Origin of the sequence: Mesorhizobium sp. M0140 (genome assembly GCF_040322475.1) — a bacterium.
Taxonomy (GTDB): domain Bacteria; phylum Pseudomonadota; class Alphaproteobacteria; order Rhizobiales; family Rhizobiaceae; genus Mesorhizobium.
Window position 1 is genome coordinate 122,013 of sequence record NZ_JAMYTM010000006.1, and the last position, 21,030, is coordinate 143,042.

Below are 21,030 nucleotides of genomic sequence, written 5' to 3' on the forward strand. Positions count from 1 at the left end.
GTGGAGCGCGGGGCGTGGATCATCACCGTCGAGACAGAAGAAACGGACGGCTCAGAGATAAAGGCTTCTGGCCGCCTTGGACGATAGCAACTCCTTTGCCGGCCCCTCCTGGGCGACCTTACCCTTGACCAGCACATAGCCGCGATCGGCGATGCCCAGCCCCATTTCGGCATTCTGTTCGATCAACAGGATGGTCGTGCCTTGGCGATGGATCTCCCTTGTAATCTCGAAATACTCGCCGATGAGTTTTGGCGAGAGACCGAGCGACGGCTCGTCCATGATCACCAGTCTGGGTTCGCCGATCAGGGCGCGCGCCAGCGCCACCATCGCCTGTTCGCCGCCGGACAGCGTGCCGGCGACTTGGCGCAAACGCTCATGGATGCGCGGGAACAGCTTGCACATCTTGTCCAGTTGCACCGCGAAATTGGGTCCCCTGCCCGACACCGCGTCATAGCCCAGGCGCAAATTCTCCATCACGGTCAGGCCGGGGAACAGCCGGCGCCCTTCAGGAATGAGGCCGACGCCGAGCGACGCGAGGTTTTCCGTGCCGAGCGTCGCCATGTCCCTGCCCATCACCTCGACCTTGCCGCGCTGCGCCCGCACGACGCCGCAGACGGTCATGAAGGTTGTCGTCTTGCCGGCGCCGTTCGGCCCCAGCAGGCAGACCAGTTCGCCGGGACGCACGCTCATCGCCACGCCGCGCAGCATCGGCACCGCGCCATAGGAAGTATCGACATCCCTGAGCTCAAGCATGGGCGACCGCCTTCCCGAGATAGGCTTCCTGGACGCGCGGCTCAGCGCGCACCGCCGCGAAGTCGCCCTCGGCGATCTTGCTGCCATAGTCGATGCAGGTGACATGCTGCGGGAACGCTTCGACCACCCGCATGTCGTGCTCGATCAGGATCACCGACAGAGCAGGGTTTTGTACGCGCAGCCGCGTGATGTCGGCCACCAGTGCGTCGGTTTCCATGTCGTCCATGCCGACCGAAGGTTCGTCGAGCAGCAAGAGCTTGGGCTGTGATGCGAGCGCGCGGGCAATTTCCAGCCGCCGCCTGTCGGCTTGGGCCAGCGTGCCCGCTGGCCGGTAGCGTTGTTCGAACAGGTCGCCGGAGCCGAGCTTGAGCAGGGTTTCGGCCTTTTCCACGCAGGCCGCCATCTCACGGCGCGACGCGCCGGGCCGAAACAGCGCGGTCAGCACGCCGGTCCTGGTGCGGGTGTGCATGCCGATGATTACGTTGTCGAGGACGCTGAGGTCGGAGAACAGACGCGACGACTGGAATGTGCGGGCGATGCCGCGGTCGACAACTTCGTAGGACGGGCGGTCGGTGATCTCGGCGCCGTCGAAGGTCACGCGACCGGAGGTTGGCCGGTAGACGCCGGTCACGACATTGAACAGCGTCGACTTGCCGGCGCCGTTCGGGCCGATGACGGCGAGCACCGCGCCCTTGTCGATCGACAGGCTGACATCGTTGAGCGCGACCAGGCCGCCGAAGCGCATCGTCAAATTCTCGACCTTGAGAAGCGCGCTCACGGCTCGCCTCCGTAGCGCCGCATGCGTTGCGGGAACAGACCTTGCGGCCGGATCATCAGGAAGCCGATGATGACGACGCCGAAGAACAGCAGGCGGTAGTCGGCGAACGCGCGCAATTTCTCCGGCAGGATGGTCAGCAGGAACGCACCGACGATGACACCGAAAATATTGTCCATGCCGCCGACGATGACCATGGTCATGATGGTGACGGAGACCAGGAAGGTGAAATTGTCGGGAGAAATGTAGGACACGTAGAAGGCGTAGATCGTGCCGGCAAAAGCGGCGAGAAAGGCATCGACCGCGAAGGCCAGCACCTTGAACCACGCCACGTTGATGCCTTGCGCCTTGGCGGCGATCTCGTCGGCGCGCAGCGCGTTCCAGGCCAACCCGATGCGCGAGCCGTGCAGCCGGTGCGCGGTGACGATGGCGACGACGACCAATGCAGCCGACAGATAATAGAAGTTCGCCTGGCTCGGCAGCTTCCAGCCGAAGATCACCAGCGGATCGGCAAAGGAATGGCCGAACAGGCTGGGCGCCGGAATGCCTACCAGTCCGTTCGGTCCGCCGGTCCAACTGAAATTGTTCAGCAATTGCTGGACCACGACACCGAAGGCGATGGTGACAAGCGCCAGATAAGTGTCGCGCGTGCGCATCGACGGGATGCCGATGATGAAACCGAACAAGGTCGCGGCCAGTGCCGCGACCGGCAACGTCAGCCAGAAGCTGACGCCGAAATTGATCGCCAGCAGCGCCGACACGTAGGCGCCGATGCCGTAGGAAGCGCCGGTGGCGAAGTTCGGGATGTTGGCGCTGCCGAGCTGGAAATTGAGCGCCAGCGCCAGCACGGCATAGAGCTCGGCGACGATCAGCAGATGAAGGATATAGGTGTTCGAACCGACGAAGAACGGAAAGGCCAGGACGATGACGGCCGCAGTGATCATCGCCACGAGCGGAACCCGGGCAAAGCTCGCCAACGCATAGTCGGCGATCCACGGCAGCCTCTCCAGCAGATAGAAACCGAGGCCGAGCAAGGCCAGCAGGCCGACTACCTGCCAGCCGCCGTCGACTCTGAGGATGAGGTACAGGAACGCTGCCCCGATGATTTGCGAGGCGATGGCGAAGACCGTGGCCGCAGCTATGCCCGGCACGTCGGGTGAAGCACGACCCTGCATGCTAGACTTTCTCCATGACGGTGCGCCCAAGCAGGCCGGCGGGGCGGAAGATGAGCACGGCGATGACCAGCAGGAAGACGAAGACCAGCCGGTAGGAAGCGCCGTCCGGCACGAATGTCTGCGCCAGCACTTCGATGCCGGCAATGATCAGTCCGCCCAATATGGCGCCCGGCATCGAGCCGAGGCCGCCGATCACCGCGGCTGAAAAGCCGAGCAGGCCGGCCATGACGCCGAAGTCGAACCGTGTCACGCCGGCATAGCTTGCGAACAAAAGTCCGGCGATGGCGCCGATAGCCGAGGCAATGAAGAATGTCGCACGGAAGACGCGTGCATCGCGGATGCCCATCATGCGCGCTACGACCCGGTCCTCCGAGGCCGCCCGGATGCGCAGTCCGAGCGGGGTCATGCGCAGGAAGACAAACAGCATGGCAACCAGCGCGACGGTCAGCACCACCACCAGCAGCGCGAACCAACTGATGGCAACGCCGGAGATTTCGAAAGCCATGCCCGACACCAGGCGCGGGAAGGCATGCGGGTTCGATCCCTGCGGATAGAGATGGCGGATCAGCTCGCGGATGACGATGCCGAGCGCCACCGTCGCCACCAGCGCCATCATGGCGGGCGCATCGCGGAAGCGCCTGATGACCACCTTGTCGAGCAGGACGCCGATTAAACCGACGGCGAGCACGGCGACCGGAACCGCAAGCACCAGCCAGGCGGGCCCCGAGGCGCCAAGAGCGGTCGCCAGCGCCTGGGCAAGCGCCAGCGTGATGAACGGCGCCGTCATCGCGACATCGCCATGCGAGAAATGAATGACGTTCAAGACACCGAAGATCAGGCTGAATCCGATCGCCAGCAAGGCATAGATGCAGCCAAGGGTTATCCAGTTCACCAGTTGCTGGACAAGCAGTTCCGCCATGCGGTCCGTCTCTCGATTGAAGCCGACAGGTATCAACCGCCATCCCGGGCGGACAGAACGAATCTCCGAACTCACGAGTCACAATTTCCGAATTTCGTCACTGAATACGCGCCCGTACACTGATGATCAGCCGACGATCACGATCGGCCGGGTCGCTACGACGGCGGCAGATAATTCTGTTTGAGGTGGAACCATGCAAAACAGGCGCAGTGCGCTTATCCGCGTATCGTCAATTCTGGCCGGCTCTCTGTTTGCCATCGCCCTGGGCGCCGCCCAGGCGCAGGCCGACCAGATCAAGCTCGGCTTCATCGGGCCGCTCTCCGGCGGCAACGCCCAGCAGGGCCTCGGCGCCCGCAACGGCTTCCTGCTCGCCATCGAGCAGGCCAATGCCAGCGGCTACCCGCACCAGGTGGAAGGCGTCGTGCTCGATGACGCCTCCGATCCGGCCGTCGGCGTTTCGGCGGCGCAGAAGCTGGTCAACGATCCCGCAATGGTCGCGGCAACGGGGCATTGGAACAGCTCGGTCGCGCTGGCGACGATCCCGGTCTTCAACCGCTCGCAGATGCCGTTCATCGTCTGGGGCGCGGTCAGCCCGAAGATCACCGAACAGAACTTCCCGAACGTGACCCGCGTGACGCCGACGCTGGTCAACGAGAACAAGCCGCTGGCCGAAGCCATCGCCAAGCAAGGCAAGATCAAGAAGATCGCCATCATCTCCGACACCACCGACTACGGTGCGGCCAACACCAAATGGTTCGGCGATTTCTTCAAGGCGGCCGGCGGCGAGGTCGTTTCTTCGGATGCCGCGGCTGTCGGCACGACCGATTTCCGCGCCATGCTGACTACCGCGAAGGCAGCGTCGCCCGACGCGGTCTATTTCGGCGGCGTCGTCACCGAAGCAGCGCTGGTGCGCAGCCAGATGGCCGACCTCGGCATGGGCAATCTGCCGATGTACGGAATTTCAGGCATCTACGACCCGAAATTCATCGAGATCGCGGGAGCTGCAGCCGAGGGCACCATCGCCGGAACTCCGGCCGTCCAGTCGAACCCCAAGCTCGAGGAATTCAACAAGGCCTATGAAACCAAGGCTTATCCCGATCCTGCCGGCTCCTATGCGAAATATGCCTACGAGGCGACGCAGATCCTGCTTCAGGTCATCAAGGAAAAAGGCCTCGACGACAAGGAAGCGCTGAGCAAGGCCATTCGTGACATCCACCACGACGGCATTCTGGGAGACGTCTCGTTCGATGCCAACGGACAGACCAACATGGCCATCGACATCGACATGTTCGTCGTTCGCAGCGGCAAATGGGAGAAGATGTAACTACCTGATCGACGCCGCCCGTTCTCGTGGCGCGGCGTCGATCACCGCCGAGCTCGCAAAAAGTCCTGACCGGAGCGCCTGACCATGAATGACGAGGCCGGCAACGGCGCACCTCGAAAGGCCGTCGAGATCAAGGGCGTCTCCAAGGTGTTCGGCACCTATCAGGCGCTGAAGCCTGTTTCCTTCGACATCTACGACAACGAGTTCTTCACGCTGCTCGGCCCGAGCGGCTGCGGCAAGACCACCCTGCTGCGCATGATCGCCGGTTTCGAGCGGCCGACGGCGGGGCAGATTTTCCTGCACGGCTCGGACATACAGGGACTTCCCCCTCATAAGCGGCGGGTCAACACCGTCTTCCAGAGCTACGCCCTGTTTCCGCATATGAGCGTCGAACAGAACATCGGCTTCGGGCTCGAAAACCTCGGCTGGTCAAAGGACCGCCGCGATACGCGCGTCGCCGATATGCTTCGTCTCGTCCATATGGAGGCCTTTGCCGGGCGCAAGCCGCAGCAATTGTCGGGCGGCCAGCGCCAGCGCGTCGCGCTCGCCCGCGCTCTGGCGCCGGAACCGGAAGTGCTGCTGCTCGACGAACCGCTCTCGGCACTCGACCTGAAGCTGCGCCAGGCCATGCGCGACGAACTGCGCATCCTGCAGCGCAAGACCGGCATCACCTTCGTCTTCGTCACCCACGACCAGGAAGAAGCGCTCGACATGTCGGATCGCATCTGCGTTCTCGGCGATGGCGAGATCCAGCAGCTTGGCACACCCGCGGCGATCTACGAGGAGCCGTCGAACCGCTTCGTCGCCGATTTCATCGGCGAGACCAACTTCCTCGATGCTGACGTGATTGCCGTGGACGGCGAGCAGGCAACCGTGAAAACGCAGCTCGGCATGACCTTGACGGCCTCTCACAAGAAAGCGGTCGCCGGGCAGAAGGCCTTCATCTCGATACGTCCGGAGAAAATCAGCCTGCCCGCCCAGGACAACCCGATCGCTATCGACGGCACGATCATGAGCACCAACTATCTCGGCGGCTACACATACTATCTGATTGAAGCGGGCGGCACCAAGCTGCGCATCTCCAAGCGCAACAGCGTCAGCCGCGGCCAGATGTTCGAAATCGGGCAATCGGTAAAAGTTGGCTTTGCCGCCGAATCCGTGCGGATCCTCGGCGCATGAAGGCACCCACAAAAACTCCTGACTGGAATGTCCTCGGCCTGCTGCCGGCCCATCTCATTATGCTGCTGACGCTGATCATCCCGATCGGTATCATCATCGTGGTGTCGTTCTCGACGCGCGGACCTTACGGCGGGTTCGAATATGTGTTCACCACCGCGCCCTACAAGCAGCTGCTGTTCAACGAAGGCTGGACCGGCGAGCTGGAGTTCAATCCGCAATATCTCATCGTCGTTGCCAGGACGCTGGTCCTGTCGGCCGTGACAACATCGATCTGCCTGCTTCTGAGCTTCCCGGTCGCCTATTTCATCGCGCTGCAGCGGCCGGCGATCAAAGTGCTGCTGATCTATCTCGTCACGCTGCCATTCTGGGTTTCAATGATCGTGCGCGTCTATTCCTGGATCATCATCCTTGGCAAGGATGGTGTCGTCGAAAAGACCCTTCGCGGTCTCGGCCTCGTCGACAACATGGACTCGCTGCTGTTCGGCAACACCGCCATGCTGCTCGGTCTCGTCTACAGCTACATTCCGCTGATGATCCTGCCGATCTTCGCCTCGATCGAAAAGCTCGACCCTGCGCTCTTCGAGGCGTCGCATGATCTCTATGGCAACCGCCTCACCACATTGCGCCGCGTTATCCTACCCCTCACCCGGCCCGGCATGATCGCCGGCGCGATCCTGGTGTTCGTTCCAAGCCTCGGCGCGGTCCTGGAGCCGACCCTGCTCGGCGGCGGCAAGACCATGATGATGGGCAATCTCATCCAGCTGCAGTTCGGTGGCGCCCGCAACTGGCCGCTCGGCGCCGCCATCGCCATCGTGCTGATGGCCGCGGTCATGGTCTTCCTGATTTTCCAGGGTCTGCGCTCGATGCGCACCGAAGGCCTGGAGCGTGCGGCATGAACGCGGACGATGATGTCAGGCGCTATCCGGGCTTCGGTCTCTTCAGCGCGATCTTCTTCGCCTATCTCTATTTGCCCATCGCCGTCGTGGTGTTCTACTCTTTCAATGCGAACCGGATCGTCTCCAATTGGGGCGGCTTCTCATTGCACTGGTACGCCACCGCTTTGTCCAACGCGAACCTGATGACGGCGGTGAAGACCTCCCTGCTCGTTGCCGCGGTCGCTACAGTCGCCTCGACGCTTGTCGCGTTGATGGCGGCATTGGTACTGGTGCGCGGCCGCGCTGTCCGGTTCCGCCGGATCTCCGAAGCGGTGGTGAACCTGCCGCTGCTCCTGCCCGAAATCGTCGTTGCTGTCGCCGTCCTGATCCTCTTCTCCGAGATCGGGCTCGCCAACGGAATGGTGAAGCTGATGATCGCCCACACCACTTTCTGCATCCCGTTCGCCTTCCTGCCGATACGCGCCCGCCTACAAGGGATGGACCTCGATCTGGAGGAAGCGGCCCGCGATCTCTATGCCACCGGCTGGGTCGCCTTTCGTCGCGTCACGCTGCCGCTCATCCTGCCCGGTGTGTTCGCCGGCGCCATGCTCGCCTTCGTCATCTCGATGGATGATTTCATCACCAGCAACCTGTTGAATTCCGGCGGCGCCACCACGCTGCCGGTCTACATTTTCTCGCTGATCAAGCAGGGCGTGTCGCCGCAGCTCAACGCAATCTCGACCTTGATCATGATTGTTTCGGTGGTGCTGGCGACCGTGGCCTTCCTGCTTCAGCGACGGCAGTAGCAGCGGCGTAGTTTTTCCTAATCAAGGCGTCGGGCAAATCGAATTTATCGAACCCGACGGTTTGTTATCGTCGCCCTTGGGAGAACAACAAACAGGGGAATGACATGACGACTAAAATTGCAGCGCTCGCCATGGCCGGTGCCATGAGCCTCGCCTTTAGCGTGCCCGCTCTCGCCGAGGGCAGCCTGGCCATCTACGCATGGGCGGATTCCATCTCGCCCGAGATGGTCACGAAATTCGAGAAGGAAACCGGCATAAAGGTCACGGTCGACGCCTTCTCATCCAACGAGGACCTGCTGACCAAGCTGCAGGCCGGCTCGTCGGGCTACGACATCGTCACGCCTTCGCAGCACTTCGTGAAGATCATGATCGATAGTGGGCTGCTCGAGGATTTCGGCGCCAGCTCGATGGCGGCCTACAGCCAAGTCCTGCCGGACTGGCAGAAACCGTGGTGGGATGCGACAGGCAATCATTCGATCCCGCTCGCCTTCGGCAATGCCGGCTACACCGTCAACCGCGACCTCTACAAAGGCCCGGTCGACAGCTGGAAGACCTATTTCGAGCCACCGGCGGAGCTGCGCGGCAAGATCGCCAGCCTGGCGCAGCCCGACGAAGTCATTCCGGCAGCGGAAAACTACCTCGGCATCAAATATTGCAGCGAAGACCCGCAGCAGATGAAGCGCGTGCTCGACCTCTTGCTGGCGCAGAAGCCATTCGTGGCGGCCTATTCCAGCGACAACATCGAAAACCGCATCGGCAGCGGCGAGGTTGCAGCCCATTTCTGGTGGGACGGCAACACCATGAGGCTTCGCCGCAACGACAAGGCCAATGTCGAATACGCGATGCCGAAAGAAGGTCTGGTCGGCTGGCTGGATTCCTATGTCGTGCCGAAGGGCGCGGCCAATATCGAGAACGCCAAGAAGTTCATCGATTTCATGACCCAGATCGACAACGCGACGGCGCAGTACAATTATTACGGCCACTCTTCGCCGGTGAAGATCGACGAGAGCAAGGCGCTCTACAACAAGGAGAACGCTCCGGAGCTGTTCCCGACCGTTCCCGTCAAGATGGGCCAGGCCTGCTCGCCGGCGGCGCAGGAACTCGTCACCAAGGTCTGGACGCAGCTTCTGCAATGAGCCGCTCAGCCGGGGCGCGCGCCGCCCCGGCATCTCCATTCTCAAAGGGGCTGGCCATGCAGACCGAAAATCTTGACTACGACTACATCGTCATCGGCGCAGGCTCGGCCGGTTGCGTCCTTGCCAATCGCCTGAGCGCCAACCCGTCCCACAAAGTGTGCCTGATCGAAGCCGGCGGCAGCGACAGCGGCCTGCGGGTCAAGGTGCCTGCCGGCATCCTCTCGCTCTACGGCAATCCGAACTATGACTACTGCTATGTCGGCGTGCCTCAGCCCAACCTCAACGACCGCAGGATTCCGGTCAATCGCGGCAAGGCGTTGGGCGGCTCCAGTTCGATCAACTCGATGGTCTACATCAGGGGCGCCGCGCAGGACTATGACGAGTGGTCGCGACTCGGCTGCGCAGGCTGGGCATTCAGCGACGTGCTTCCCGTCTTCAAGAAGCTCGAGCGCAACCTGCTTGGCCAAGACCCGCACTACCACGGTACAGGCGGGGAACTGCTGGTCGACAAGCCGCGCGATCCGAATGTGCTGTCGTCGATGTTCGTCAAGGCCGGCAACAATGCCGGTCTTCCGGCCAACAGCGACTTCAATGCCGAAAGCCAGTTCGGCCTCGGCATCTACAATGTCACCCAGGATCGCGGCCAGCGCTTCAGCAGTTTCACCGCCTTCATGCGCCCGGTGCTCGATCGCAAGAATCTCACAATCCTCAGCGAATGCGAAGTGATCGACCTCGATATAGCCGAGGGGCGCGCGACAGGGGTACGGGTGCGGCACAAGGGCGAGCAGAAGACGCTGTCGGCCCGCCGCGAAATCGTGCTTTCGGCCGGGGCCATCAATTCACCGAAGATCTTGCTGGCGTCCGGCATCGGCGCAGCCGCCGAGCTGCAGGCGATCGGCATAAAGCCGGTTGTCGATCTGCCGGGCGTGGGCAAGAACCTTCAGGACCATATCGACGGCATGATCACGGTCCGCTCCTCGAGCACGAAGACGCTCGGCCTGTCGCTGCCCAACTTGCCCCGCGTGCTGGCTGCGCCCTTCCGGTATTTTGCCGGTCGCAAGGGCATGCTCACCACCAACTATGTCGAAGCCGGCGGCTTTGCCCGGACGAAGTATGCGAACGGCATTCCCGACATCCAGTTCCACTTCGTGCCCGGCTATCGCAGCCATCGCGGCAGGCTGGTGGAGTACGGCCATGGCTACGCAATCCACACCTGCGTGCTCAGGCCCAAAAGCGTCGGCAAACTCAAACTGTCAGGCCAGGCATCGAACCGGGATGTGCTGATCGATCATCGCTTCTTCTCGAACGACGAGGACGCCAGGGTGTTGGTCGAAGGCATCAAGATCGCGCGTCAAATCTTTGCCGCATCCGAGTTCGACCCGATCAGGGGGACGGAGATGCTGCCGGGCAAGGATGTTCGCAGCGATGACGAGATCCTCGCCTATTTGCGTGCCGAAGCGCTCACCGTCTATCATCCGGTGGGGACGTGCAAGATGGGGACCGACGCGATGGCCGTCGTCGACCCGGCAACGCTCAAGGTGCGCGGCATCGGTGGCTTGCGGGTCGCGGATGCGTCCGTGATGCCGAAGCTGATCGGCGGCAACACCAATGCCCCCAGCATGATGATCGGGCAGCGGGCAGCGGAGATGATCCTGGGCCGGGGATAATTTCTGTAGCGCAACTCCAGGAAAGGCGTACAGCGGCCTTCCTTCAGTAGCCGCGCAAAAACAATGAGTTGGAACGGTTCAGTGAATCAAACAATGAACCGCTACCTTTTGCAGCTGGGCTGCGACGGGCACGCGCGCCGTCGAACTCAAGCGGCTTGATCGTCCCGCTCATCCGCCTCGCCGTTGATCTCGCGCAGCAGCCTTTCGATGTCGGCCTTCGCGAACCGCTGGCGAAACCGACGGTCGAAGGTCGTGAAGATGCCGACGAAGGAGTTGGCGCAGTGCTCCAGCATCGTGTCCGCCTCCTGCGCGGAGATGCCGAGTTGCCCTTGCAGAAAGACGATGAACTTTCGCCGTGCGTCTGGGTTCTGAAGCACGACCTTGGCAAGGCCGCCGAGATCGCGGTTGGCATCAATGCAACGGGACGCAAACAAATTGCGCTGCGTGCGCCACACAACGCAAGTTTGAATTAAACCCAGCAGCCGATGAACGGCATCGGTCTGGACATCTCGTTCTATTTGCTCGGCGGTGGAGTGACATGTCATGCTTGTGGTGACATCTCATGCTGGCGGTGCCTTCGGTGGGTCCGCAATTCTGGTGAGGCCTGCTTGCACGTCCTGCATTGTTCCCTAGGGTCTGGCGACTGACGATGGAGGTCCCCGACGAGAAAGTCGATTGCATCGTCATCGGCGCCGGCGTCGTCGGCCTGGCGATTGCGCGGCAGCTGGCGCTCGATGGACGCGAAGTTCTTGTCGTGGAGGCCGAGGACAGCCCCGGGCTGGGCACGTCGAGCCGCAACAGCGAGGTCATCCATGCCGGCATCTACTATCCGAAGGGCAGCCTGAAAGCGCAGCTATGCGTCGAAGGAAAGAACGCGCTTTACCGCTATTGCGAAGCGCGCGGGATTCCGCACAAACGCATCGGCAAGCTGATCGTCGCCGCCAGCGACGCGGAATTGCCGATTCTGGAGGGGATCCGGACCAAGGCTGCGGACAATGGTGTTGCGGACCTGGAGATGCTCAGCCGCTCGGATGTGGAACGCCTTGAGCCTGAACTGGACGTTGCCGGCGCGCTTTTGTCCCCAAGCACGGGGATCGTCGACAGCCGCGCGCTGATGCTGGGGCTACAGGGCGATGCCGAGAATGCCGGTGCCACCTTTGCGTTTCGCGCGCCGGTTCTCGGCGGGAGCGTCGACGAAACGGGCTGCGAGCTCCAGTTTGGCGGCGATATGGAAGGCTATAGGATCGCCGCAAATCTGGTCATCAATGCGGCCGGATTGTCAGCCCATCTCGTTGCCCGAAGCCTCGCGGGCGGGCATGGCGGCAAAATCCCAGATGTCACCTACGTCAAAGGCAATTATTTTGCGCTTGGACGCCGCCCGTCCTTCAACCATCTTGTTTATCCGGTTCCGGAACCAGGCGGCCTCGGAGTTCACCTGACGCTGGATATGGGCGGATCGGTTCGTTTCGGGCCGGACGTCGAGCCCGTCGATGAGGTCGGCTACGCGGTCGACCCAACTCGGGCCACGCCATTTTACGCGGCCATCCGACGCTATTGGCCGGGGCTGAGGGACGGGGAACTGGAGCCGAGCTATTGCGGGCTGCGGCCTAAAACGAACGGGTTGCAGTTCGGCGATTTCGACATTCTGGCAGATTCGTCCGGACGGCTGATCAGTCTTTTCGGAATCGAGTCACCTGGCCTGACAAGTGCGCTCGCCCTGTCGGATAGGGTTGTCCAACTAGTCAGAACGACGAACTCGTCTTGCCTTAGCCTTTGACCGCTCCAGCGGTCATGGATCCTGATATCTGCCGATACATCACAAGACCCAGCAAGGCCGGCGGCAAGGCGCCCAGCATCATGACCGCGGAAGCGGTTCCCCATTTTACGCCGCCGCCGCTTGCGGCGAAAAAAAACGATGCGCCGACCGTCATCGGGACGGCACGGCTGGTTGTCAGCATGAGGCCGAAGAGGAACTCGTTCCAGGCAGTGATGAAGCCGAAAATGAAGGTTGTGACGAGCGCCGGTCGGATGACGGGCCGGACGATCATCATCATCACCTGCAAGGAACTTGCGCCATCGACTTTCGCCGCCTCGTCGAGTTCGACCGGTACATCTGAAATCGCGTTCACCAGGATGACGAGCGCAAGCGGCGCGTTGACGATGGTCAGGATGAGCCCGAGCCCGATCCGCGTATCGAGCAGGCCCAGCCACTGGTACATCATGTAAAGCGGGATCGCGAAGATGATCAGCGGCACGGCGCGAAGGTTGATGACGATCGGCAGGACCAAGCGCTTTCCCGCCTCGCTACGCGCGATCGCATAGGCAGCCGGGAACGCGAGCGCGATCGCAAGGCCGGTTCCAATCAGCGCCGCCACGGTGCTGTTCAGCAGATAGGCATAGATGTTGAAGCGGCTGGTCTGCGTCAGGACCTCCAGATAGTTGTCGAGCGTCGGCTGGCTGATCCACAAACCGGGGTTCGTCGAAAGCTCGCGCTGGCTTTTGAGCGATGTGATCAGCGTCACGATAATGGGGAAATTCATCGCCAGCACGGCGATGGCAAAAACGATCCAGCGCAGTGCCCTGACCATCGTCAAAGCTTCCTGCGGCCGGCAAGCCGGTTAAGGCCGTGGAGAACGATGAACGAAGCCAGGAACAGCACAACCGAGGCGGCGACCGCCTTGCCGATAGCCCCTTCCTTGAAGAAAGCCTGATAGATGTAGATCGACAAGGACGTCGTTGAACCGCCAGCGCCACTGCCGGTCAGTGCGTAGACATTGTCGAACACCCTGAAACCGTCGATGAAACGGATGAAAAACGCGATGACCAGCGTCGGCTTCATCAACGGCAGGTCGATCCAGCGGACGATCTCAAACGGTGATGCGCCATCGAGCGAGGAGGCTTCGCGCACGTCGAGCGGTATGGCCGAATAGGCCATGTAGAAGAGCAGGAAGGCGAAAGGCGTCCATTGCAGCGTCTCCACGACGACAAGGGTGCGGAAGGCATTGTCGATGTCGAGGAAGGCCGGGCTGTCGCCGAACCATTCGAAGAGATAGTAGGGGACGGGGCCCGCGAATTCATGCAGCACCAGCCGGTACATGAGACCGACCATGGCCGGCGCGACCATCAGCGGCAGCATCAACGGCGCCATCAGGACTGGACGCTTGCTCAGAAGCGGCGCCAGGAAGATGGCAAGGAAAAGGCCGATCAGACATTCCGCCGATGCGGTAAGAATACCGAAGCGCAGAGAGAACCAGGCCGAGCTCCAGAATTCGCGGTCGTTCAACACCGCGACATAGTTACCGAAACCGCTCAACACCGGACTGCGCAACGTCTCGAATGTGACGGTCGAAACGGAATAGATCAGATTGACGATCGCCGGAAAGCCGAGAAACAGAAGCAGGAAGCCGACCAGCGGCGTCAGATACTTCCTGCCTTCGGCACGTGTCACAAGGGCCATGTCGATCCGCCAAACGCGCCGGATACCGGGCCTCGGCCCGGCGTCCAGCCAATAATTTATTTCTTCAGAAGGTCCTGCATGCCCACCTTGGTGTGGGCGAGCGCATCCTCGAGGCTCTGCTGGCCGGACCAGTAGCCAGTGAACTCCTTTGCCTGCAGCTCATAGACCGGAAGCGCATTCGCGGACGTCGCCCCGGTCATGACATAGCCGTACTTGCTGGCGAATTCGCCGAGCTTGACGAGGTCGGGACGTTCCTTCGCAATCTTGCCGACGACATCGGGAGACAATGCCGGCGAACCGCCGCTGCGCGCATAGAGCAAGGCCGCCTCCTCGGTGGCGAGCCACTTCAGGAACTTGACGGCGCCTTCCTTGTTCGTGGCGTTCTTGTTGAGGCCCAAACCAAGGCCGTGAATATGATCGGCGCGTCCGTCGGGACCTGTCGGCGGCGCGACGATCCCGGTCACCTCGGCGACGGCCGGGGATTTTTCGGTGCTGGTCAGATCCGACGCCGCGGCATTCCACTGCAGCGCCGTTGCGGCCTGGCCGGATGCGAAGGCGGCGTTGGTTTCCGCATATTCGTAGCTCAGCGAATCCTTGGGCGAAGACCCGGCATCATAGAGTTTCTTGTAGAGCTCAAGGCCGGCCTTGTAGGCATCGGAATCCACCGTGACATTGCCGTCCTTGTCCATCCAGTCGCCGCCGTAGGAGCGCGGCAGGGACTGGAAGACCATCATGTTGAACAGCAGGTTCTTCATCTGCAGGACCGTGCCATAACGCACCGGGCTGTCGGGGTTCACCCGCTTGGTGAAATAGAGGGCGGTGGCCCCCCAGTCGTCCCAGGTCCAGCTGTCCGGGTCTTTCGGCTGCAGCGGCTTGCCGAGATACGTCTGGGCGATTTCACCATAGGTCTTCCTGGCGGCGTCATCCCTGATCAAGGCGTCGATGAGATCCTTGCGGTAGTACATGAAGTGCAACGAAAGGTCTGTCGGCACGCCGTATTGCTTGCCGTCGAACTGCATCGTCTTGAGAACGGATTCGCCGAAAACCTTGGCCGCGTCCGCGCCAAGATCGATCGGCTCCATATAGGGCGCGTAGCGACCGAGCGAGTAGGTGGCGACGAGGTTCACGTCGAAGGCACTGGATCCGGCCGCCATGTCGGCCTGCAGCTTGTCGTAAAAGCCTTCGCGGTTGAAGAACAGCAACTCCACCTTGTCGGCATCACTGGCCTGCTTGTTGTAGGTTTCCACGGTTGCCCGCAGTGCGGTTTCCTCGGAGCCGCCAGGCCAGCCGAGCACGGTCACGGTTGCGTTGGCAGAGGTCGGCAAAGCCGTCCCCGCAAGGAGGGTGGCCATAAGCGCAAAAGACGTCCTGCTCAATTTCATGATCGTTCCCTTCTTTTTTGATGATTTTTGCATGACATGATCGGGCGCGCCGTTACCTTGCCCATTCGGCAAGATCGGCAACACCGATGACGCCGGCGTGGCCTCCGAGCTTCGCCGCTACGAGATCGGGGGAAAGGCGCGGCGGGACCTCGCTCAGATGTGCGCGCACCCGGTCGAGATAGCCTTCTGCAAGACCGATGCTGCCGCCGATGACGATCAATTTGGGATCGAACATCATCTGAATGTCCCGGCACAGCGTCGCGACCCGCGAGGCGCTCTGCGAGACGATGGCGCCGGCCCAGGCCTCGCCCTTCAGCGCACGCCCGAACACATCGGCGGCATCGGCCTTGAAGCCGGCCTTGAGGGCTTGCGAAGCGATCCAGCGACCGGAGGTGCCGTCTTCGAGCGGAGCCCGGTCTTCAGACAGACCACGGATCAGACCGAAGTGACCGGCAAGACCGGACAGCAATCGGCCGTTGCAAACGATGCCGCCGCCAATTCCGGTCGAGATGGTCAGAAAGACGATGTCGCGACCTTGCCCGGCGCCGAATTTGTATTCGCCCCAGGCAGCTGCCTGGGCATCGTTGAACGCACGGACCGGCTTGCCGAAAACCGCGGATGCCCTTTCGACCAGCGGGTAGTCATCGGGAATGCCAAGCGTCGCCGGATTCAACGCCGACCAGCGTCCATCCTCTACCAATCCGGTCACCGCAATGCCGATACGACTGAAGCGGCCGGACCAGGCCGACGTACTTTGCGCCAAGGATGCAAGCCAGGCGTCGGGTCCAGCCTCGCGCGCGGTCGGCACGATCTTGTCATCGATCACCGTGCCGCCGCCGACCAGCGCGGCCATGGTCTTGGTTCCCCCGATGTCGATGCCCAGGACGGATGGGCCCAGAACGGTTGAGCCCCGGACGGTTGGGCCCAGGACACTTGTGCCTAGGGGGGTTTGCGCGCCTCTCGCCGCATAGGCGTCGGAAATCGCCTGGTGGAACCACGAGGTGACGTGCTCGGTACGGGTGATCGCCGAGCCGACAACCACGGCACTGGCGCCGGCGCGCGCGGCGGCAGCCGCCTGCTCAGGCGACCGGATACGCCCTTCGGCGATGACGTAGGGGGTCAGGGTTCGCATTTGAGCGACGAGGGCGATGTCCGGATCCTCCGGCTCCGGCCCGCCGACATAGCCGGAAAGCGTCGTGCCGACGAAATCGACACCCGCGGCAAGGGCCCGGCGCGCATCGTCAAGGCAAGAGCAATCGGCCATGGTCAGCTTGTTCCTGGCCTTGACGGCTTTCACAAGCGCTTCGACAGGAACGGGACGGACACGGTCCGTCGCATCGAAAGCGATGATATCGGCGCCCGCCTCGGCCAGGGCCTCGACATCGGCCAGATAGGGTGTGATGCGCACGGGGCTGTCGGTGAGATCGCGCTTGACGATACCGATGATCGGCACGCGCACGGCCAGGCGGGCGGCCGCGACATAGGGCACGGATTCGATGCGCAGGGCCTTGGCTCCGGCTTCAACAGCGGCCTTGGCAAAGCCTGTCACGAATTGCGCACTATCCATCGGGCCGCCGGGAACCGGCTGGCAGGACACGATGAGACTGTTGGTGATGTCTTCCCGCTGCACGTCGGCACTCCCTTGTCGCCATCACGATAAATGGAAAATACCAGATTACAACCAGTTCATAACTGGTATTACCTTTGCAGCTCGAAGACGAAATCGTAGACGTCGCCCTTGTATCGTGTCTCGCAGTATTCCACGATTTGTCCGTCGGCGAGAAAGCAGCGGCGCTCGGTCATCAGCAGCGGTGCGCCCATCTCGCAATGAAGGTGTCTTGCATCCTCTAGCGATGCGCCGCGCGAGCGCATGCGCTGGATTGCCCTCTGAGGCAGGAAGCCGCGTGCATCAAGCGCTTCATAAAGCGAATCCTGAACCATCTCGGGCGAAGGAAGGAAGCGAACCGGCACGGCCGAGACTTCGACGGCAATCGGCGCGCCATCGGCCGTCCTCACACGACGCATGCGAACTACATTGGTATTGCCTGCAATACCCAAGGCCATCATTTCGGCTGGGGATGGGCGGCTTATCTGCTTGGAAAGCCATAGACATCCAGGCTTCAGGCCGCGCGCCAGAATGTCCTCCGAAAAGCTCGTCAGCGTCGAAAGCGATTTCTCGACCCGCGACCCGATCTCGGTTTTGGAACCGTGCCGGCGATTGAGCTGCCCTTCCTCTTCGAGCAGCGCCAGGGCCTTTCTCACAGTGACTCGCGAGATCGACAGGGCTTCCGCCAGAACCCGCTCGCCTGGCAGAACCGCGCCGGCCTTCAATGCATTGGAGCGGATCGCTGCCTCGATCGCCGATTTCAACCGCCTGTAAAGCGGCACATCGGACGCTGTCGCTTCCATTTCCCGACTGACAAGCCCGATCAGGTTCACGGTTGTCATTGCCTTTCCTCCGCGCGAGAAGCACCCTGGATCGGAACATTCCTGACTGGACCTATACTGGTATTACCAATCCGGTGCAAACGGCCAGCGGACGGTGCTTCGTCCGCGCCCCCGGCCCACCACGATCCCTCAGCGAACCCGCGGTGACAACTTCATGGAGATGCGATCGCAGGCCGCGCGCAGGACCTCCAGAGTAAAGGCATGGCGGCTTTCACGCGTATGGCGATTGATATAGGCGACGATAATGGAGGCGACGGCGCTGCCGTCCGGTCCGATGACCGGACAGCAGATATCGGTGATGCCGACGAAGTCGCGGCTTTCGCGCATCCAGTAGCCGTCCGCGCGGATGATCCGAAGCTGCTTTTCCAGCGCGTCACGATCCAGCGGCGCCGGGGAGTGCGCCTCACTTTCATCGATCATCCGCGCCGCGACCTTTGGCGGCTGGAAGGCAAGTATCACATGGCCGGAGGTCGCGTCGGTGGCCAGACGACCGTATCCAAGGCGAAGCGTGAACGCCATGTCCTCGCCCCCGGGAACGGCCGCGGTTACGACGGTCAAGCCGTGATTGAAGACGACCAGGTGCGGCGACTGATTTGAGTTCCCCGCAATCCGCGTCAGTTCGGGCATGGCGGCGGACATGAGATCCTGAGCGCTCGGCGTGTGCAGCCCCAGCTTGAAAAGCTTGTCGGTCAACGAATAGGCGTCGGTCTCGGCGTTGCGCTCGATGTATTGACGTTCCTGCAGCGCGATCAGCATCCGGAATATCTCATTCTTCGAACGGCCGAGGCCTTCCGCGATCTCCTTCATCGTCAAGGGCGCCCGCGCCTCCGCCAGCAGCTCCAGGACATCCAGGCCCTTGCTCAGCGCCGGGGCCGAATAGGTCGGTTTGCCACTCTCTTTTGCGTCATCTGACATTCGAAGAATCCCCGGTGGTCCGCGCACGATAGAGACAAGAAATCGGAATTGCCATTGGTTTCATATCCAAACTTGACACCATATATAAAACTGACATGATGGCCGGGACAATGAATTTCGAGGCCGACCCGATGACCGTACCGAGACTTGCAAACACTGTCCGCGCGACCATCACTCCCCGGAACAACAGTGTTTACACGTCGGTCGATTTCGATCGCGAGGGCAAGCAGATCGGCTTCTTCCATGTGCCCCAATCGCCGCACGACGATGCCTGGGGCACGGTCCGGGTTCCGCTCGCCGTCATCAAGAACGGAGACGGTCCGACGGTCCTGATCGAGGGCGGCAACCACGGCGATGAATATGAAGGGCCGATCGCGCTCGGCGAGCTTCTGCGCGAGATCGATCCACGGGATATTGCCGGTCGCATCATTGCGATTCCGGCCATCAACATTCGGGCTGTCGAGGCCGGCACCCGCACCTCCCCGGTCGACGGGTTGAATTTCAACCGCAGTTTTCCGGGCGATTTCAACGGCACGCTGACAAGCCAGATCGCGGCTTACGTGCATGACATCCTGTTTCCGATGGCCGACTACTTCCTGGATCTCCATTCCGGCGGTTCGTCCCTGATGATCCTGCCGAGCGCGATCATCGAGCCATCCCCGACCGCGCAAGGGCATCGCAAGAACATCAGGGCGACGCTCGCCTTCGGGGCGCCGACCGTTGTCATGGTCGACAATCTCGGTGAAACCCGGACCTCGACCGCGTCCGCCAACCACCAGGGGCTGATCGTCATCGGCAGTGAGATGGCCGGCGGCGGCCTTGTCAGTCCAGATGCGCTGGCCATCTGCCGCAGGGGCATCCGCAATGTGCTGAAACATGCAGGCGTCCTGAAGGGTGCGCCTGACATTGCCCCTGGCGCCAACGCACGCGTGCTCAAGGTGCCCGGAAGCGAAGGCTATCTGCTTTCCGAGGAGGACGGTGTCTTCGAGCCCTTGAGCCCGCTCGGCAGTGCCGTCAGCAAAGGCGACCTTGCCGGACGCATTCACTTCCTCCACACACCGTCCCGCGCGCCCATCGATCTCCTTCACCCCATCGACGGCATCGTTTTCGCCAAGCGTCAGCCCGGCCGCGTGCGTCCGGGGAATTGCTGCTTCGTGCTTGCCAACGAATATCCGGAGGCACTGACCGATGAGCCATGAGGACATCATTGCGGCTGCCCGGCGCATTGCCCCCTTCATACGGCGCACCCCGGTCGTCAAGCTCGACCATGCCGCGGGCGCAAACCTTCAAAATGATGTCTATCTGAAACTCGAGTGCCTCCAGGTGAGCGGCTCCTTCAAGATCCGGGGCGCCACGAACCGGGTGAAGACGCTCGAGCCGAGCCGGATCGAAAACGGACTGGTCGCCGCATCCGGCGGCAATCATGGCCTGGCCACCGCCTGTGTGGCTGCCCGGGCCGGCGTTCCCGCCACCATTTACCTGCCGAACAATGCAAGCCCGCTGAAGGCGGAAAAGCTGCGCAAATGGGGCGCTGACGTTCGCTTCGAAGGCAATGTCTGGGATGAAGCGCATGAGGCGGCATCGGCCGAGGCAAAGGCGCGCGGCGCCTTCTACATGCATCCATTCGCCGATGCGCAGATCGTGTCCGGTCAGGGAACCGTGGCGCTGGAGATGGTCGAACAGATTCCCGATGCCGACATCTACATCGTCGCGATCGGCGGTGGCGGCCTTATCAGTGGCATGTCCGAAGTCCTGAAGCACGTCAAACCTGAAGCCAGGATCATCGGTGTCGAGCCGACCGGTTCACCGACCCTTCACGCCTCCCTGGCTGCCGGCCGTGTCGTTCGCTTGCCCGAGATAACGACGAAGGTGGCGACCATGGCCTGCGGCCGCACGGATGAAAGCATCTACGCGATCGTCGCCAAGCACGTCGACGATATCGTCCTTGTCGAGGATGCGGACATGCAGAAGGCCGCTGAATTGCTCTGGTTCGAATTCGGCATCGCCGCCGACCTCAGCGGCGCGGCATCGCTGGCCGCGTTGACGAGCGGAGCTTTCAAGCCACCGCGCGGCGCCCGCATCGCCGGACTTGTCTGCGGCGCCGGTGTCGAGGGCCTGAATGGCTGAGGTCGAGCAAGGCCGGTCCACGCAGGGCGCGGCCCTGACATGGATATGGCACGAGTGCCGCGGAATACCGCCGGAATGCCTGTCGCTGGGAC

At 62.0% G+C, this 21,030-nt stretch carries 20 protein-coding genes; 9 read left to right on the top strand and 11 right to left on the bottom strand.

Features of this window, described 5'->3' with window-relative positions; genetic code table 11:
- Positions 1–51: 51 nt before the first annotated feature.
- Genes NKJ37_RS08585 through NKJ37_RS08600 form a run of 4 tightly spaced genes read right to left on the bottom strand, consistent with a single transcriptional unit; the run spans position 52 to position 3,622 of the window.
- Positions 52–753, bottom strand: coding sequence for an ABC transporter ATP-binding protein (locus NKJ37_RS08585; RefSeq protein ID WP_023809428.1), 702 nt, complete (start codon positions 751–753; stop codon positions 52–54).
- Positions 746–1,531 (bottom strand): ABC transporter ATP-binding protein, encoded by a 786-nt coding sequence (locus NKJ37_RS08590; protein ID WP_031212566.1) that lies wholly within the window; start codon positions 1,529–1,531, stop codon positions 746–748. The genes NKJ37_RS08585 and NKJ37_RS08590 overlap by 8 nt, the downstream gene beginning before the upstream one ends.
- Positions 1,528–2,703 (bottom strand): branched-chain amino acid ABC transporter permease, encoded by a 1,176-nt coding sequence (locus NKJ37_RS08595; protein ID WP_023809430.1) that lies wholly within the window; start codon positions 2,701–2,703, stop codon positions 1,528–1,530. The genes NKJ37_RS08590 and NKJ37_RS08595 overlap by 4 nt, the downstream gene beginning before the upstream one ends.
- A gap of 1 nt (position 2,704) precedes the next feature.
- A complete protein-coding gene (locus tag NKJ37_RS08600; RefSeq protein WP_023809431.1) occupies positions 2,705–3,622 on the bottom strand; it encodes a branched-chain amino acid ABC transporter permease in 918 nt (305 codons plus the stop codon).
- A gap of 193 nt (positions 3,623–3,815) precedes the next feature.
- On the opposite strand from NKJ37_RS08600, the gene NKJ37_RS08605 reads away from it, so the two are divergent.
- The 6 genes from NKJ37_RS08605 (at position 3,816) to NKJ37_RS08630 (ending at position 10,609) form a co-directional block, all read left to right on the top strand.
- Positions 3,816–4,946, top strand: a complete 1,131-nt coding sequence (locus tag NKJ37_RS08605; RefSeq protein ID WP_023809432.1) for a branched-chain amino acid ABC transporter substrate-binding protein — start codon at positions 3,816–3,818, stop codon at positions 4,944–4,946.
- Between the two features lie 84 nt (positions 4,947–5,030).
- The gene (locus NKJ37_RS08610; protein ID WP_352721134.1) at positions 5,031–6,125 is read left to right on the top strand and encodes an ABC transporter ATP-binding protein; all 1,095 of its coding nucleotides are present in this window, start codon (positions 5,031–5,033) and stop codon (positions 6,123–6,125) included.
- Positions 6,122–7,021 carry an ABC transporter permease gene (locus NKJ37_RS08615; RefSeq protein WP_352773635.1) on the top strand — a complete coding sequence of 300 codons (900 nt, stop codon included), beginning with the start codon at positions 6,122–6,124 and terminating at the stop codon, positions 7,019–7,021. The genes NKJ37_RS08610 and NKJ37_RS08615 overlap by 4 nt, the downstream gene beginning before the upstream one ends.
- Complete coding sequence (locus NKJ37_RS08620; protein WP_352610896.1) at positions 7,018–7,806, top strand: ABC transporter permease; 789 nt, start codon at positions 7,018–7,020, stop codon at positions 7,804–7,806. Before NKJ37_RS08615 ends, NKJ37_RS08620 begins: the two co-directional genes overlap by 4 nt.
- A 104-nt stretch (positions 7,807–7,910) precedes the next feature.
- On the top strand, positions 7,911–8,942 hold the full coding sequence (locus NKJ37_RS08625) for an extracellular solute-binding protein (RefSeq protein ID WP_352610898.1): 1,032 nt from the start codon (positions 7,911–7,913) through the stop codon (positions 8,940–8,942).
- 56 nt (positions 8,943–8,998) lie between these two features.
- On the top strand, positions 8,999–10,609 hold the full coding sequence (locus NKJ37_RS08630; protein WP_352773638.1) for a GMC family oxidoreductase: 1,611 nt from the start codon (positions 8,999–9,001) through the stop codon (positions 10,607–10,609).
- Between the two features lie 146 nt (positions 10,610–10,755).
- On the opposite strand, the gene NKJ37_RS08635 is transcribed toward NKJ37_RS08630, so the two are convergent.
- Positions 10,756–11,043, bottom strand: a complete 288-nt coding sequence (locus NKJ37_RS08635) for a hypothetical protein (RefSeq protein WP_352773641.1) — start codon at positions 11,041–11,043, stop codon at positions 10,756–10,758.
- Between the two features lie 215 nt (positions 11,044–11,258).
- On the opposite strand from NKJ37_RS08635, the gene NKJ37_RS08640 reads away from it, so the two are divergent.
- Positions 11,259–12,386 (top strand): NAD(P)/FAD-dependent oxidoreductase, encoded by a 1,128-nt coding sequence (locus NKJ37_RS08640; protein ID WP_128303908.1) that lies wholly within the window; start codon positions 11,259–11,261, stop codon positions 12,384–12,386.
- Here NKJ37_RS08640 and NKJ37_RS08645 read toward each other — a convergent pair.
- The 6 genes from NKJ37_RS08645 to NKJ37_RS08670 all read right to left on the bottom strand — a co-directional run bounded on the left by NKJ37_RS08645 (position 12,376) and on the right by NKJ37_RS08670 (position 18,811).
- Positions 12,376–13,197, bottom strand: coding sequence for a carbohydrate ABC transporter permease (locus NKJ37_RS08645; protein WP_023809440.1), 822 nt, complete (start codon positions 13,195–13,197; stop codon positions 12,376–12,378). The genes NKJ37_RS08640 and NKJ37_RS08645 overlap by 11 nt on opposite strands.
- Positions 13,198–13,199: 2 nt before the next feature.
- Positions 13,200–14,066 (bottom strand): carbohydrate ABC transporter permease, encoded by an 867-nt coding sequence (locus tag NKJ37_RS08650; protein ID WP_023809441.1) that lies wholly within the window; start codon positions 14,064–14,066, stop codon positions 13,200–13,202.
- 56 nt (positions 14,067–14,122) lie between these two features.
- Positions 14,123–15,418, bottom strand: coding sequence for an ABC transporter substrate-binding protein (locus tag NKJ37_RS08655; RefSeq protein ID WP_352610902.1), 1,296 nt, complete (start codon positions 15,416–15,418; stop codon positions 14,123–14,125).
- Positions 15,419–15,500: 82 nt separating this feature from the next.
- Entirely contained in the window at positions 15,501–17,015 is a 1,515-nt protein-coding gene (locus NKJ37_RS08660) for a putative N-acetylmannosamine-6-phosphate 2-epimerase (RefSeq protein ID WP_502901985.1), read from the bottom strand.
- Positions 17,016–17,146: 131 nt separating this feature from the next.
- On the bottom strand, positions 17,147–17,896 hold the full coding sequence (locus NKJ37_RS08665) for a GntR family transcriptional regulator (RefSeq protein ID WP_352610905.1): 750 nt from the start codon (positions 17,894–17,896) through the stop codon (positions 17,147–17,149).
- Positions 17,897–18,025: 129 nt separating this feature from the next.
- Entirely contained in the window at positions 18,026–18,811 is a 786-nt protein-coding gene (locus NKJ37_RS08670; RefSeq protein ID WP_352441979.1) for an IclR family transcriptional regulator, read from the bottom strand.
- A 95-nt stretch (positions 18,812–18,906) separates the two neighbouring features.
- On the opposite strand from NKJ37_RS08670, the gene NKJ37_RS08675 reads away from it, so the two are divergent.
- Both NKJ37_RS08675 and NKJ37_RS08680 read left to right on the top strand, forming a co-directional pair.
- Positions 18,907–20,010: a succinylglutamate desuccinylase/aspartoacylase family protein gene (locus NKJ37_RS08675; protein ID WP_352441978.1), complete on the top strand. Its 1,104-nt coding sequence runs from the start codon at positions 18,907–18,909 to the stop codon at positions 20,008–20,010.
- Positions 20,000–20,938, top strand: coding sequence for a threonine ammonia-lyase (locus NKJ37_RS08680; RefSeq protein ID WP_352631312.1), 939 nt, complete (start codon positions 20,000–20,002; stop codon positions 20,936–20,938). The genes NKJ37_RS08675 and NKJ37_RS08680 overlap by 11 nt, the downstream gene beginning before the upstream one ends.
- Positions 20,939–21,030: the final 92 nt, after the last annotated feature.